Source organism: Leptospira fluminis (assembly GCF_004771275.1).
In the GTDB taxonomy this organism is placed as follows: Bacteria; Spirochaetota; Leptospiria; order Leptospirales; family Leptospiraceae; genus Leptospira_B; species Leptospira_B fluminis.
Genome location: NZ_RQEV01000001.1, coordinates 1 through 14884, shown reverse-complemented (window position 1 = coordinate 14884; position 14884 = coordinate 1). Strand labels below are relative to the sequence as shown.

The 14884-nt window shown below is 48.1% G+C and carries 12 protein-coding genes and 1 pseudogene; 2 read left to right on the top strand and 11 right to left on the bottom strand.

The genetic code is table 11. The features are described from left to right. Positions 1–5: 5 nt before the first annotated feature. From EHO61_RS00065 to EHO61_RS00035, 7 genes are all read right to left on the bottom strand, one after another. Positions 6–395 (bottom strand): hypothetical protein, encoded by a 390-nt coding sequence (locus EHO61_RS00065; RefSeq protein ID WP_135811635.1) that lies wholly within the window; start codon positions 393–395, stop codon positions 6–8. A gap of 16 nt (positions 396–411) precedes the next feature. Then, the gene (locus EHO61_RS00060) at positions 412–2820 is read right to left on the bottom strand and encodes a TonB-dependent receptor (RefSeq protein WP_135811634.1); all 2409 of its coding nucleotides are present in this window, start codon (positions 2818–2820) and stop codon (positions 412–414) included. Positions 2821–2882: 62 nt separating this feature from the next. Continuing rightward, the gene (locus EHO61_RS00055; protein WP_135811633.1) at positions 2883–3239 is read right to left on the bottom strand and encodes a hypothetical protein; all 357 of its coding nucleotides are present in this window, start codon (positions 3237–3239) and stop codon (positions 2883–2885) included. 66 nt (positions 3240–3305) lie between these two features. Next, the gene (locus EHO61_RS00050; RefSeq protein ID WP_135811632.1) at positions 3306–5309 is read right to left on the bottom strand and encodes a tetratricopeptide repeat protein; all 2004 of its coding nucleotides are present in this window, start codon (positions 5307–5309) and stop codon (positions 3306–3308) included. Beyond that, complete coding sequence (locus EHO61_RS00045) at positions 5306–7345, bottom strand: tetratricopeptide repeat protein (protein WP_135811631.1); 2040 nt, start codon at positions 7343–7345, stop codon at positions 5306–5308. Before EHO61_RS00045 ends, EHO61_RS00050 begins: the two co-directional genes overlap by 4 nt. Positions 7346–7439: 94 nt before the next feature. Beyond that, the gene (locus EHO61_RS00040; RefSeq protein WP_425460321.1) at positions 7440–7709 is read right to left on the bottom strand and encodes a hypothetical protein; all 270 of its coding nucleotides are present in this window, start codon (positions 7707–7709) and stop codon (positions 7440–7442) included. Positions 7710–7722: 13 nt separating this feature from the next. Continuing rightward, positions 7723–8646: a histone deacetylase family protein gene (locus EHO61_RS00035; protein WP_135811630.1), complete on the bottom strand. Its 924-nt coding sequence runs from the start codon at positions 8644–8646 to the stop codon at positions 7723–7725. Positions 8647–8738: 92 nt separating this feature from the next. On the opposite strand from EHO61_RS00035, the gene EHO61_RS00030 reads away from it, so the two are divergent. After that, positions 8739–9881 carry a putative glycoside hydrolase gene (locus EHO61_RS00030; RefSeq protein WP_135811629.1) on the top strand — a complete coding sequence of 381 codons (1143 nt, stop codon included), beginning with the start codon at positions 8739–8741 and terminating at the stop codon, positions 9879–9881. 67 nt (positions 9882–9948) lie between these two features. Here EHO61_RS00030 and EHO61_RS00025 read toward each other — a convergent pair whose 3' ends face one another. Beyond that, positions 9949–10737, bottom strand: coding sequence for an enoyl-CoA hydratase/isomerase family protein (locus EHO61_RS00025; RefSeq protein WP_135811628.1), 789 nt, complete (start codon positions 10735–10737; stop codon positions 9949–9951). Continuing rightward, positions 10737–11264, bottom strand: coding sequence for a hypothetical protein (locus EHO61_RS00020; RefSeq protein WP_135811627.1), 528 nt, complete (start codon positions 11262–11264; stop codon positions 10737–10739). Before EHO61_RS00020 ends, EHO61_RS00025 begins: the two co-directional genes overlap by 1 nt. 186 nt (positions 11265–11450) lie before the next feature. On the opposite strand from EHO61_RS00020, the gene EHO61_RS00015 reads away from it, so the two are divergent. Then, positions 11451–12728, top strand: coding sequence for a PilZ domain-containing protein (locus tag EHO61_RS00015; RefSeq protein ID WP_135811626.1), 1278 nt, complete (start codon positions 11451–11453; stop codon positions 12726–12728). Here EHO61_RS00015 and EHO61_RS00010 read toward each other — a convergent pair whose 3' ends face one another. Both EHO61_RS00010 and EHO61_RS00005 read right to left on the bottom strand, forming a co-directional pair. Beyond that, on the bottom strand, positions 12729–13889 hold the full coding sequence (locus EHO61_RS00010) for a transposase (protein WP_246031942.1): 1161 nt from the start codon (positions 13887–13889) through the stop codon (positions 12729–12731). It lies immediately after the preceding gene. A gap of 67 nt (positions 13890–13956) precedes the next feature. Then, a pseudogene (locus EHO61_RS00005) lies at positions 13957–14667 on the bottom strand (transposase); the annotation flags it as partial. Between the last annotated feature and the right edge of the window lie 217 nt (positions 14668–14884).

Below are 14884 nucleotides of genomic sequence, written 5' to 3'. Positions count from 1 at the left end.
AACGATCATCTTCCCTCCGCCGTGAAGGCCGCTCGATACGCTTCCGGAGGGCAGGTAAGATAGGTACAGCTGGAATTTCCCGCTCTGTCCTGAGTCCAGATCCCGCCTCCGGACACTAGATCCGCGCATGAAATCTTATAGGAATTGGATTTTCCGTTTCCGTTGGGTAGACCTTGGCAAGTAAGTACGGGGATATTCGTATAACAGGAGCAACTTCCTTGGAACGCTTGCGTATTACTACAATAGACGCAGTCCGCGGTCACTCCTTTGTTCACGATCAGGGACAATAGAGTTTGTTTTTGGTTCGCTTCCCTGTCTTTTTCCGTCTGGGGATTCGAAGTACAATCAATCGATGCCAAAAGAAAAAGAAGGAGGATAATATATTTGTAAATCATGGTTTATTTCCGTGTTTTAGTTCGATATCAATGTGAAAGGGATCGTCGTTTTAAACGTGACATTCATACCCGGATTCAGAGCGTAATCCTTATAGCGGCTAAGGTTATTTACGTATTCCTTATTGAATACGTTCAATACGGCGACGTCGAAGGTGGCGGATTCTGATCCGTTCGTCAGTCCCGGGATCTCTCCTCCGAAACCTATATCGTAGAGATTGTAACCGGCAGTATGGGTTTCCAATTTGTCCACCTTGTATTGGGGTTGCACGAAGGTTCCGTTGACGGAAAAATAAGGATTCGTGATTCCTAAAAATTTGGCCGTGGTGAATCTCGCTCCCATTCTTGCCCGGTTCGGAGTCATCCTAGGCAGGTATTTCGTTCTGAGATCCGAGACGATGGAATCCACATTTACGCCGCCGGGATTCAGGAGCACTTCCTTCGGCACGGTTTTTCGCACTCTTCCTTCGAGTAAGTCGACACCTCCCGTCAGCACGAGCCAGGAAGTCGCTTGTGCCTGAACGTTAAACTCCCCGCCTTGTAAGGTCGCGGAATCCTGTCTATATAGGTAGATCGGCAGCCCGGAAGCCGGATCGAATGCACCGGCGCTTACGGAGTAGATATAATTGTTGATCCTATTTTTGAATACGCTGAGTTCCGCCTGAATTTTATTCGTGGCGAACCTGAGAGAGGTGTCGTAATTCAAAGATGTCTCCGGAGTTAGGCTGGCCTTTCCGATCTCGAATCTCCCGGTTCCTTCATGGACCCCGTCCGCGAATAGTTCGAAAGCCGTGGGGGCGCGGAAACCCCTACCTACGTTTACGGTCCAGGCAAAGCTCTTCGCGAAGCGCCAGATACTTCCCAACGTTCCGGTGTGTGCGGAAAAATTGCGGGTCTGGTTCGTATTTCCGAGAGTCGGATTCGCTCGGATGTCCATCGTGCGTCGATCCAATCTGGCTCCTGCGGAGAACGTGAGGTTTCCTAGTTTCCATTCCTCCAGGATGAAATAGCCTATATTACTAAGAGAATTGCTGGGAATGAGTGCATCGGTTCCTATCGTACTGTTTCTCTGCTGCATTCCCGAGACTCCCACGGTTCCTTTTAGACCTTTCCATTCTTTATGGTGTACTTTCGCGTCGAAGGTGGTCGTATCCAAAAACAGATTCAATCCCTGTTTGACCGCGTTTTGGTTGACCTGATAGATGGCGTAGGCTTTGCCGAAGTTGTCCACCGTCGGGTCAAAAAGGGTTTTTTCGATCGGGACGTAACGGTTTTTATCGGGGATCTCTCTTCGGTTATTCCGCTGATAACCGGCATCCAATTCCACGTTGACCAAAGGCAGAATAAAGAAGGAGTGAGCGTGGGTTTTTTGGTGGGTCACCTGTTGGTATCCCTTCGCTCCCGGAGACTCGGTCGGATTGTCGTACAAATCCTGTTCCTGGAATCTTTGGAAGGAGTCCACATAGAAATTTCCCCAGCTCCCGTCCGTTCCTACGGAAGTACTTACGTTTCTTTCCTTAAAACCGGTATTCGGAAGCGTTCCTTTGGGAGTATCGATCCGTCCCGCCTTTCTGGTGTCGGTTTGGACCCTATATCCGAAATTCGATTCCTTATTGTATCCGAAGAGGGAAACGGAAGCTGCGTCCTGTTTGTTGTTCGAAAAGCTATTCGAAGAAATCGTGCCTCCTAAAAGAGGAGCTCCGTCTTTGGCCGTGGGCGCCTTGGAACGGATGATATTCACCACGCCGCCTAGAGCATCGGAACCGTACAAAACGGAAGCGGGTCCCCGGACGATTTCGATCCGATCGATGTTGAAAGCGTCCACGTCCACCGTATGGTCGTCGCCGAATTGCTGTTCTTCTTGGCGTACACCGTCCGTCATCACGAGCACTCTTTGGCCTGTCAAACCTCGTATGATCGGTTTAGAGGTTCCTGCTCCCGTAGTCAGGGTCGCGACCCCGGGAGTATTGTCTAGAGCGGACATCACGTTTTGTCCCCTTTGTCTTTCCAGTCGTCTTCCTTCGATCACGGTCGTCGGCTGGGGAGCGGATAGAAAATCGGTAGCGGCAGACTTGGCGGTTACGTTGATGGCTTGGCTTTCTATTAGAGAAGTTTGAAGAACTATGTCCAAAGACCGGTCTTGGTCTTGCAGTTCCACGGAAGCGGTCTTGGGTTGGTGGCCCGGCGCCGTTATCGTAATCGTATAATTTCCCGGAGAAAGGTGCAGGAATTCGAAACTTCCGTCCTTTCCGGTCTTGGCTCCCATTCTATTTTCCACCAGGAACAGCGAAGCGCCTTGTACGGGCCTGCCTTCGGGATCTTTGACGAATCCTTTCAGATTGACGTCCAATGCCAGGAGGCTCGACGTGGAGAATGATAGGGATATTGCAAGAATAAAACGTATTTTAGTATATAATGATTTCTTCATTTTTCTTTTCCTATTGCGGCTCTTTTCGCCCTAACGAAAGGACGATTTATGGAACGCGAAGTTTAGGAAAGAAAAGGAGGTGCTCTGCCTCTAAGACAGTCGCTTGCAGGGTGTTTACGGACAATGAGAGTGGGGGAAAAAATAAGGACTAAGAATACGCTCGTGGAAAGCAGTCGGAACGGCTTTCCGGTTTCCGTCGAACCCAATTGCCCGTGGGAACACAGGAAGCAGAGATGTTCGGAACTTAAGGAACGCTTGCTTTCCGCATGGATCGCCTTTTTGTCCGGAGTAGAATGCTGGTGGGTAGTGCTGAGATAAAATCCGCCTAGAAACGCCGCTAGTACAAACAGAGTCGCTACGCTCTTCCGAAAGAAAGGCCTGGAGTCTCTATTTATAGACTGTTTCCGAAGGAAACTCATATTTACCAATAATGATAACTCGTTATTAAAAAGCAAGTAAGGTTTGCACCTTTCTCAAAGGAAGGTTTATTTTTCGTTTGTAGGAGTTCCTTTGCCTCGGTGCCAATAGGCCCGATTTCCCACGGCCAAGATACGGAGGATTTCCTCGCCTCCTGTCGGTACGGCCTTAGCAGTGTACAGGTCCGCTTCTTCCACCACGGCTTCCCCCACTTTCGCGGAAGAATTGTAAAGATAGAGCACGGTTCCCCTGGTTATGCCGTCCACGATTCCTGCGTTGACGACGATGGAATCCTCTTTGATTCTATGGACCCGACCCATGGCGGGAATCAGAGCGAGGAGTTTATCACGACTTCTTAAAGTAGCTTCCGTTAGACCGTCGCGGCCGTTGGCGTAGACGCGGAAAGTTCCCAAAACCTTTTCCTCTTTGTGGTCCCTTAGGCTCCATTCTATGCGAAGTGCACCGTTCTTATAGGATAATTTCCCGCTCGCTACGAAGCGGATCTGCTCTCCCTTGGAATTTTTGATCTCGGAAAAGTTCTTTTCGGTTTTTGAAACGGCTCCCGAGTACGGTTCCGTATCAAGAACCCCTTTCTTCAGGAAAGAATCCACGTCCACGGCCTTGACTCTAGGGTCTTTGGACAAAAAGGAACGCAGGGCTTTTCCGACGATCGTCGAAGCATTCGGATATTTGGACAAAAAGTCTTCGCTTTCGGGATCGAAGACCAGAAGTTCCGGAGGAGTCCGTCCATAGTCCTCCTCAATTCCGAAGTCTCCGATTTTGACCAATCCTTCCCGATAACTTAACGATTTTTTAAAATTATCCAGATTGTTTTCCACGGCGTAGCCGTATTTTTTGTTATCCGGAAATTTTTCCCTCAGGGTCAATAGAAGATTGAAATACCGGGGGAATAATCCCCTTCTTTTGTATTCCTCCAGGGTAAGTACCAGAATTTCCGGCCGGTTCGGGAGGAGCTCTCTGGCTCTCGTCAAATGCGCCCAAGCCAGGTCGTATAAGAAGGAGTTTCTATTCGCACGGAAACGCTGCAAACGGTATTCCCCCAAATTCCTGCGGGTTCCGTTTCCTTCCGCTAACGATTCCAACGCAAACGTTTCGGCTCGTTCTCTCGTGAGAGGATCCAAATCGTCCAGAATCATGATCCGTTCCAAGTCCGATTTTGCTTCCTTGGATTCCGGTTCTTTTTTCAATCTAGCGAAAGAGCGAAGATACAGGTATTCGGTGGAAGAGGGAAAGCGATCCAACAGCCGATTCAGAAGTTCTTCCGCATCGGAATAACGTCCCGCATAAAGCCTTGTCTTGGCGAGTTGTCTCAGAGCATCCTCTTCGTCGGGATAAAGGGCTATCGCACGTTCGAATTTTTCGGCGGCTTCCTGGATCTTGGATCCCCTCTTGGGACCAGAAAGTTTTTCCGCCCAAAGGAGGAGGAATTTTCCGGACTCCAAAAATACCGCCGGATCGTCGGAGGTTTCCGCTTCTAGTTGGTTCCTGAGAGTTTGGGCTTTGGAGAAATTTCCGCCTAAGGCGGCGCTCCTAGCTTCTAACATTCGAATCTCTCTGTTTTTGGGAAGGCGAGAAAGGGCGGAATTCAACTCGAAGGAGGCTTTTTCCACGTTGCCTTGTGCCAGATGAACCTCCACCAAGACGGGGAAAAGATCCGGATCGTATTTGTCCTCTTCCAGAAAGGGCCGTACCACGGACAACGCTTCCTCATACTTGCCCAATCTCGCTAGGGTGTCTGCCTTTAACCTCACTGCCGCTTTGTTTTTCGGCTCCAACTCCAATACCTTATTCAGGGAGCGAAGCGCCTCCTTTTCCTTATGAAGGCGAAGAGCGGCCTCGGAAAGGCCAAGGTGGGAGCGCACGGACTGGGGATTTTTTTGGATCGCCTCCCGGAAAGAATCGTAAGCGTTCGGATAGTTCCTCGTCTTTAAAAACGATTCTCCCTCTTTGATCCATTCGATCGTTTCTTTCGCGCTTTGCGGGCCGGGGAAAACGAGAAGAGTTCCTAAGAGGAAGAGTAGAAGAGTAGGGGATGCGTAAAGGACTTTCATGGAGTAAAGAAACCCGTCTCCGCCATTCCATTGGAATTTCTGAATATAGCTTCCACGACCACCGGAATATAAACGTCTCCGCCGGAAGAGTCTATTCTGCTTTTGAAGGAAAGAAGATATCTGCGATCCTTTTTGGCTTCGATCCAATTCCGGAGATTCTTTTCCGCTCCGCCTCCCGGTATGAGGAGGAATTTTCCTCCGGTTTTTTCCGCAATCTCCCTATATACGGAAGTGGATCCGCCTTCTTCTCCCAGGCAGAAAAAGAAAACGGGAATGTCGTGCGCGACCGCAAAGCGGATGATTTTCGTGGGAGGAAATTGAGTGAAGCCTGCCCGCAATTCTTTTCCGGAAACGATGGCGAGAACTGCGCGAGGTCCGATGCTGTCCAGTAGGTCGGTGATTCCCCTCTGCAACGATTTGCCGATCTGCGATTCCTCTTCCGGCACGAAAGCTCGGACGGACTTCAGGATATCGTACATACTTTTTCCGAACGGATAAGCCACCTGGGTGTCCTTGCCGGAACGCAGCAATTGCAGCTTGTCTTCGGCTCTGAGTTCGGATAGGAAAGGTCGTAAGGATTTTTCGATCAAAGGGTAGGAATCCGCGATCAACCTGGAATTTTCCGCAACGATGGAAACGCTGACGCGGTGATCGTATTTTCTCATGTCGGTCAATCCGATCAAAGGAGAAAGGTTGTCCATCTCGTAGACTCTAAAGGAATTTCTGGGAATCGCTTTTGCCGCGACTCCGTGACGGTCCTTGGCTTGGACGACCAGAGAGATTTCGGGATAATCGGAACTGATCACTCTCTCGATCAACAGATCCAAGTTGGAAGCGAGTTGTCCCTTGGGAGAAAAGATGTCCAACCGATGTCTGTTGAAATCCGTGACGAACATCGTTCCGGTATAATCGAAGCAGACGGAAAACGGTTGGTCGAAGTTCCTGACGTTGTTTTTGGAATCGCGAAAGCTTTCGAAACCGGACCAATTCTTGGAGACGGAGTCGTAGACGAATAAGCCGGAGCCTTCGTCGGCGATGTATATCTTATCCTCGCGGATCGTGAGGTTGCGCGGCTTTTTGAAGGAAGGATGGGAAATTTCCTTCAAGTAATTCCCTTCCTTATCGAAGACGACGACCCTTCTGTTTCCCTTATCGGCTACGTAGATTTCTCCTCTGGTATTGACTTTGAGACCGGCCGGTTGTCTCAGAATGCCTTTTCCGATTTCCTGCAGGAAGTCCCCGTTTTTGGAGAGTTTTTGGACACGATCGTTGCCCATATCCGAAACGAACAAGTAGCCTTCTCTCGTGAGGAAAATACCGGAAGGTCCGTGAAAACTTCCGTTTTGCTTTCCCGTATTTCCGAAACGATTCACATAGCTTCCGCGCGTATCGAATTCGTAGATCTTATCGCCGGAGTAATCCGCGACGAAAATCGATTTCCCGCGGATCGTGATCGCGGTAGGCCCGTCCATGTTTCTCCCGAAAGAACCTTTGAAATTGTCCACCGGGTTCCCGTTCGCGTCGAATTTGAGGATATTCGCGGTTTCGAAACTCGCGACGTAGAGATATCCCTCCTCGTCCACGGCTATATCGGTCGGGTTCCTGAATCTGAAACGACGGAGGTTATCCCCATTTATAGATTTATAATATTCTAACGTGTCTTTCCTGTTTCCGCCTCCGAATTGGAATCTCAAAGCATCCAGTCTGTTCTTTCGGATGAGTCCAAGCTTGCCGGAAGATTCCAACTGTTCCAGTTCGGCGAGACTTTCCTGCCAATCCCCGCTAAGATAATAGGTCTCGGATAGAAAGAACTTGGCGTGAGTAAAGTCCGGTTTTAAGGAAAGGGATTTGAGGAAGTTTTCCCTTGCGGCGGCGAATTCCCCCTTGTTATAATACGCCAATCCTCTTTTAAAGAATGTTTTGGCTTCCTTTTCCTTTAAGGCGAAAAACGGGAGGGGTTCCGAAGGAAGGGAGGCAACGAGGGTGAGGCCTAATAGGAAGAACAAAAAGAGTCTAGGCGGCAGTTTTCTCCCCATTTTATTCCCCAGTATTTCCGATTGAATCCATTTAGAGACATAATTTCAACCCCTTTTTTCGAGGAAGTCCCGAGCAAAAGAGAGCGGGGAGAAATCAGGGAAGTCTGTTACGTAACTTTACGGAGACGATTTCCCGCAATTGCCGGTTTTCTTCGGTCGGACAGAGCCAAACCTTCTTCCAATTCCGATTCCATTCCGACCATTCGTTCCTGGCGGCTCGGTTTTCTTGGAGTTCCTCTTCTACTTCCCTCAGAAGTCTGTCCAGCAGGAGTACATAATTCCGAAAGCGATGAGCAAGGTCCGATTGGGGAGAAAACTCCTGCATATTCCTCCTATCGGCGAAGTTTCGAACGAGGGTGGTCATTTTTTTAGATGTCCTATCCTGCTAAAACCGCGATATGGGCTTCCACACTCTCCGCCAGAGCTTCTAAATCGTACCCTCCTTCCAGAAAGGAAAGGATGGGCGCTCCGGATTGGGAGGCCGCTTTCCGAGTCATTTCCGTAAATTTGGCAAAGGCTTCCGTTGAAAGAGTCATTCCGCCTAAGGGATCCCTTTTGTGGGCGTCGAATCCGGCGGAAATCAGTAGGAAGTCCGGTCGGAACGATTCTATGGAAGGAAGTACCTTCTCCGCGAATTCTCGGAGATATTCTTTGTCTCCCGAATTTTCCGGGAGAGGGATGTTGAGAGTGAAGCCTTTTCCTTCTCCGCTTCCCGTCTCGTTTGCGGAACCGGAGCCCGGATAAAAAGGATATTGGTGAAGAGAGGTAAAGAACACCCGGTCCGACCCGTAAAAGATTTCTTGGGTGCCGTTGCCGTGGTGCACGTCCCAATCCAGGATGTACACCTTCTTTCCTTGGCCCGAAAGGTAGCCGGCGGTGATCGCGATATTATTCAAAAGACAAAACCCCATGGCTTTTCCGGTTTCCGCATGGTGGCCGGGGGGACGAACCAAGGCGATTCCGCTGTCCAAGGTTCCCGAAAGAATTCGGTCCGCTAGGACGACTCCGCTCCCCGCGGCGAGGAGGGCCGCTTCGTGGCTTTTCGGAGAAAAAGGGGTGTCTCCGTCAAAGCTGCCTTGCTTCCCTTCGATGGAAAGAAAACGGTCTCGGTGGGTCCGATCGTGTGCCGAAAGAATCAGCTCGGGCGGTATTTTTTGGGAAGGAACTCGGAGGAGAGATCCGAAGTAGGAAGTCTTTCCCAACCGTTCCAAAACGGCTTCCAACCTTTCGGGGCGTTCCGGATGGAATTTGCCGGTATCGTGTTTTAGAAAAACGTCCTCGTACACATATCCGAATTTCATTTGGTTCCTCCCGTTTTTTTCCTACGTTCAAAACTTCGAGGAAAGATCGGAGCGGCTCGTTTCGATACTTATTACTAGACCGGAGAGGAAACTTGCGCAAATCGTTTTCCATTTTACCCTTATTTCTTTTTTCCTTCTTTCCGCTTTCCGTTTGTGCGGAATTCACCCTTCCGTTTCCGGAAAACACGAGAAAAAAGGAAATCTCTTCTTCTTCCGGATCGGCGGGAAAAGAGGAACAGGCCCGAGCGAAGAGCGGATTCTTAGAAACCGCGAACCGTTCTTCTAAACCTGCCGGAGTACGGCCGGAAAAGGAGTCGAAACAACTATCGGAAGAGTTTCCCGAAACGAAACCGATTCCGAGGAAAGCCATAAGTTCAGACAGCAAGCCTCCCAAATTTTATCGGGGAATCTATGTGCATAACTCTTTGGTTTCAAACCGCTCGCATCGGAAAAAATGGGAAGCACTTCTTACGGAGGCGGCGGACGCGGGAGTGAACGTTCTTGTGATCGATTTGCAGGCGACCACTCCGTCCCGTGCGGAGATCGATCGGGTTCGGAAATTGGGCTTTTATCCGATCGGACGTCTCGTGAATTTTGCAGGAGGATTGAAGACGGAATTCCCCGCTCCTTCCCGGTTGAATTCCATCCTGCAAACCGTTCGAAATGCGTGCGAGTCCGGTTTTCCGGAGATCCAACTGGATTATATTCGCTACGCGGACGAGTCGGAGCTCAAGATTCCGGTAAAGAAGAAGTATCAAAATATAGGATCCATTATCTCCAGGATCCGGAGCGAAGCCAATAAGTGCGAAGATCCGCCTTACTTGGGCGCCGATATCTTCGGTAGAATTCCGTTTAACAAGGATGATACGATCGGACAGAAGGTGGAGGTTTTTGCGCAGCTTGTGGACGTTCTCTATCCTATGTTGTATCCTTCCCATTTTTACGGTCATCCGGAACGGATCTCGAATCCGTACAAAACCATCTTCGACGGACTGACCAATGCCAAGAAAAGAGCCTTGCCGGAGACGAGGGTCGTAGGTTATATCCAGGGATTTTCGATGAAGATCTCCCATTCCAAAAAGAATCTGAAGGATTACGTCAAGGCACAGATAGAGGCGAGCGTGGTCAGTAAAAGCGAGGGCTTCGTAGTATGGAACGCCTGGAGCGATTATAGGGAGACCTTCAAAGCAATGAAGGAATCCGTTCGGGAAGGTAAATTAGATATTTCTGATTGAATTTCGGATGGGAACATGGATCGGATCGAAAAAGCGACCGGATTTTCCGGTCACTTTCCTCGGGGAATCAGAATCCCTTGAAGACGGGCTTTCTCTTTTCCTCGATGGATTTGATCGTTTCCCGAAAATCTTTGGAAAGAAAATTGCGGGCTTGGGATTCCGCTTCCAAACGTAAGGCCGCGTTTAGGGCTTCCCGGTTGTAAGTGTTCCTTTTCAGTTCCGAAAGCGCCAAGGGTGCGCTTTCGCTAAGAGAAATCGCGATTTCGGTAGCCCGCTTTAACACTTCCTCTTTCGGAACGGAATCGTAGCAGATTCCGGACTTGAGACATTCCGTGCCGTTCAGAGATTCCGCTAAAAAGAGAAGTCTATTGGAAAGAGAGGTTCCGAAGAGTTCTCTGACCAGATAACTGGATCCCATTCCGGGGTGGATGCCCAATTTCACGAAATTGAATTGGTATTTTCCTTCGTTCGCAAAGACACGTATGTCGCAGGCGAACGTGATAGAAAGTCCCGCTCCTACGGCATGACCGTTGGCCGCGCAAATCACGGGGACTTCCAGATCCCGTACAGAGAGGAAAAGATTATAAAATTCGAACATTTCCCGCTTATTCGTTTCGAAGTCCTTGGAGGCAAAGGACTTCAGGAGCTCGAAATTTCCACCGGCGGAAAAGATATCGTTCTTGCCGGTGATCACGACGACGCGGGGAGAACTTTTTTTTAGGCGATCTATGTGGGCCTTGAATTCCAGGCCCATATCCGTAGTCATCGAATTCTTGGTCTCCGGATTGTTCAGGTAGAGGATCTCTATTCTGGAATCACGGGACAATTCGACGGTTTCGGCATCCACCAACGCCATCAGACGGCTTCCCGTTTTAGTTCGAAACTTTCGTACCAAATTCTATCGGAGATGGACAGAGGTTTTTCCCCCAATCCCATCTGCTCGTAATAGTCCAGTAGAATCTCCAGGTGAACGCTTTCTTCGTCTTCCAACGTCCAAAAACTGGAATCGACGGATCTAGAAATGATGGCCTGGCCGCGGACGGAATCCGTAAAGTAATCCGGCTTGCCGGAAAAAATCAGGTGCGCGGAAATCAAGTCGAAGCGGATCGTATCCACGATTTTAGAGAAGTCGGAGTCCGATTTATCGAAGAAACGCGACGCCACTTCCGTTTGAAAATAATCTCCCCAGCTCAGAATGTCCGGTTCCGCGCCCGTTCTCGCCTTGATTTCCGCGAGCTTTTCCGGTTCGAGGAAGGGTTTGTGGGCGAATTTATCCACCAATTCTTTCAGCGAAATCAAAGCGAGAATTTTGGCCGCCGAAAGTTTGCCTTGGCGCATCATATCGAAGAGTTCGGGATTGAGTTCGGACTTATTCTGTTCCATGCTATTTCTTTCGGCAGGAGTTTCGAAAACCTATTGAACAATTTCCTTCCGGTATTTTTGCGAATATGTCCCATAACTTTTTCCGTAAAAAGAAGGGATCGGAAAAGAAAGAAAACTGTTCGGCTGGATTCGGCTTTTACAAAAGTCGAAAATGATAGATAGGATCGTTTTTCCTTTTTCGGTTTTATGGCAGTCGGCAGGTCGGATAGTCTACAGGAGTTAATCACAATTCTCGAAACGATGTTCGGAGAAACGATCATCGGGTCGGATATCAACCTAGTAAAACACCTGTTTTATAGCTTAAAGGCGGATCAAAGGGAATTTCCTTTCGATTACGAAGGGGAAAAGTTCAGCGCGGTCGTAGAAGAGGTCTCGGAAGATACCCTGACTCTCTTGGTGCCCTACGTCCAGTCCAAGGGGATCCTCCGGGCGAAAATTAGTTTCGAAATATTGAATATACTGTATCAGTTCGAAGTCGTGATCCTGCAGTTTTGGGAGGATCACGTACGTATCAAGATTCCCGCGGAGCTCCAGGCCGCGGCGTTTCGGAAGAATCTTAGGGTCGCCGTCGACGACTTGTTTATGAATTACGTCATTCTCTACCGTTCTTTGAGCGGAGGAGAAAGAGAACTCGGAAAGAACCTTTACGTGGAACAGAGGTTTTTTCATTTGATGAAGGAAATCAAGAAAGATAATCCGAGTCTGAAGTTGATCAATCTTATGGCGACGGATTACATCATGACAGTATCCCGGGATTACGAGATTGTCCTTTACGGAACCGGTCGGGACGGCGGTTTTATCGGTAGGTTTATGAAGGAGCATAACTGTACGGTTTATATTCCGGACTGCTCCTTGATCATGAACTATATAGGAGAAGAGAAGGAGGAGTCTCTCGAAAATTTTCGGGAGGAATATCTCGGAATGGTTCAAGCGCTGGGGCAGGCTAAGGCCGACGCTTTTTTTCGGGATATGCAGAAGGACGAAGTGAGAAACTTCATGATTTCCTATGTGGCAACACCTGTGCGTTTATTCAACGATGTTATTGGTCATATTCGGGTGTATTCCACCGCTATGGATAAGTTTTCGATAGCAAGACAGCAGGCTCTATATATCCAGGAATTGGGGGAGATCCTTACGTACGCGTTCACCAAGGTATATATCCGCCAGGAAAACTACAAGATGGCCAAGGCGGCGACGAAAATACTGGATATAAGTATGAACGGCCTTTTGTTCGAGATAGAGGAGAAGAGGACGTTTGAATATTTAAAAAAACATAATATAATAAAAATGTTCGTTCCGATCGCGGAAAGGGATTTGATTCTGCGCGGAGAAGTCGTCCGATTTATGGAGATGCCCGAAGGGAGATACCATCTCGGAGTGAATTTTTTCGATTCGAATCCGGACGATATGGTATTTTTACAGGATTATATCTTCAGCAAGAAGTTGAAGATTCTTTCCGAATAATCATCCCTTCCCCCGAATCCCAACCGTTCGCCCTGCGGTAGCTCCCGATCGGGGGGAAAAGAGATCCCTATTCCGACAAGAACCTTCATCTTCACCAACCGAATCCACCAACGTATCTAATCCGAATACTTGAGCATTCTTGATAAAAGCAAATTCATCTAAATATAACTGTGAATACTTGGGCCTGATATATCCGTAAGAAGAGAATGCTGTTTTTAAAAGCCTGTGATTTCCTTCGGCTACTTGATTATGGACTCCATTCTTGCTCCAACGATTTCTTGCCCACCGAAACCTGTTATCCTTGGAATGAGCAGAGTGATTGACTGACCTATGGTTTCTATACACTCCCCAAAGCCAGGGGTAACCTTGGTCGGTGAAAAGTGGAGTAGTCGTAGGTAAGTGCTCTCTGATGAGAGGTCCTAAAGTCTCCGCTTTTTGGTTAGGAACAGAAGTAAAGAATACAGGTCCGTTTTTAATCGCAATTGTTTGGACTAAAGTCCCGATCTGCTTTCCTCCTAATTTCTCAGAAAGATAGATAGAAGAGGTTTGTCCTCTGTGACTGTAACGTTTCCTTCCCTGGCTCGCTCTTTCTCCAGCAGAGTACAATACAGCAGTGTCTACGCATACGTAGGGGCGTTTTGCCATGATCTTGGTAATGTCTTTATTCTCATTGGGAGGTAGAAGGAAGTCTTTGAACTGGTGGCTTAGGGATTCGTAAGTAAGGGACTTAAACTTAGGTAATTGATCCGAACAAAAGAGCTGGAATCTTCTTTTTAACAGGGAAGCAGCATTAGTTCCGATTCTTAGCTTTTTGCTTATCTCTGTTGCTGTGATTACTTTTGGGTATTGAAGAAGGGATTCGTAGAATACGTATCCGAACATCCAAAGGGGTAGCTTACAATGATGAAGGGGAGTATAAGAGATTCTGGAGGTTAGATACCTACATTTAGAACAACGGATTAATTCTGGGTGAGTAGAGATTTCTTTCTCTAACGGTCTATTCTCGCATTTCGGATTCGGACAAGTCTTGGGGTAGAAGTCCTTCAGGATTTTCTTCGTAAGAGCAGTGAAGAATTGGGTGTTTAGGTTCGGAGGGTTGTTTCTGAGGATATGGGGTTTATAGGAAGGATCTGAGGTTTGGTTTTCTGAGGAATTTTCTATAGTAGGGTGAGGTTGGATTCGGGGGAAGGGTAGGGTTCGGTTGGGATTCGAAGGGGGAGATGAATAATCATCCCTTCCCCCGAATCCCAACCGTCCGCCCTACGGTAGCTCCCGATCGGGGGGAAAAGACATCCCTATTCCGACAAGAACCTTCACCTTCCCCAACCGACTCCACCAACGCATCCAAGCCGAATACGTGAGTGTTCTTAATGAAAGCAAACTCATCCAAATATAACTGGGAATACTTGGGCCTGATATATCCGTAAGAAGAGAATGCTGCTTTTAAAAGCCTGTGATTTCCTTCGGCTACCTGGTTATGGACTCCATTCTTGCTCCAACGATTTCTTGCCCACCGAAACCTGTTATCCTTGGAATGAGCAGAGTGGTTTACACTTCTATGATTTCTATACACTCCCCAAAGCCAAGGATATCCTTGGTCCGTGAAAAGTGGAGTGGTGGTAGGCAAATGCTCTCTGATTAAAGGTCCTAAGGTTTCGGCTTTTTGGTTAGGGACAGAAGAGAAGAATACAGGTCCGTTTTTAATAGCAATTGTTTGGACTAAAGTCCCGATCTGTTTCCCTCCTAGTTTCTCAGAAAGGTAGATAGAAGAGGTTTGTCCTCTATGACTGTATCGTTTCCTTCTCTGACTAGCTCTTTCTCCCGCAGAATACAATACAGCAGTGTCTACGCATACGTAGGGCCGTTTTGCCATGATCTTGGTAATGTCTTTGTTCTCATTGGGAGGTAGAAGGAAGTCTTTGAACTGGTGACTTAAAGATCCATTTTTCATCCTGATCGAGGAGCTTATGATTGCCCGAAGGAAATTCGAAAGCTTCCAGTAGAAAATAAAATCGAATGGAGTAATCGTGGAAAGGCGATTGTCAGTATAGCATAGTATAATGAATCCTTTTTTAGTCTCTTAAAGAGAAAATAGGCATTTCTTTTCCCAATCATCCCTTTAAGTAAAGTAAGTATATCAAGTATTGAAATCTATA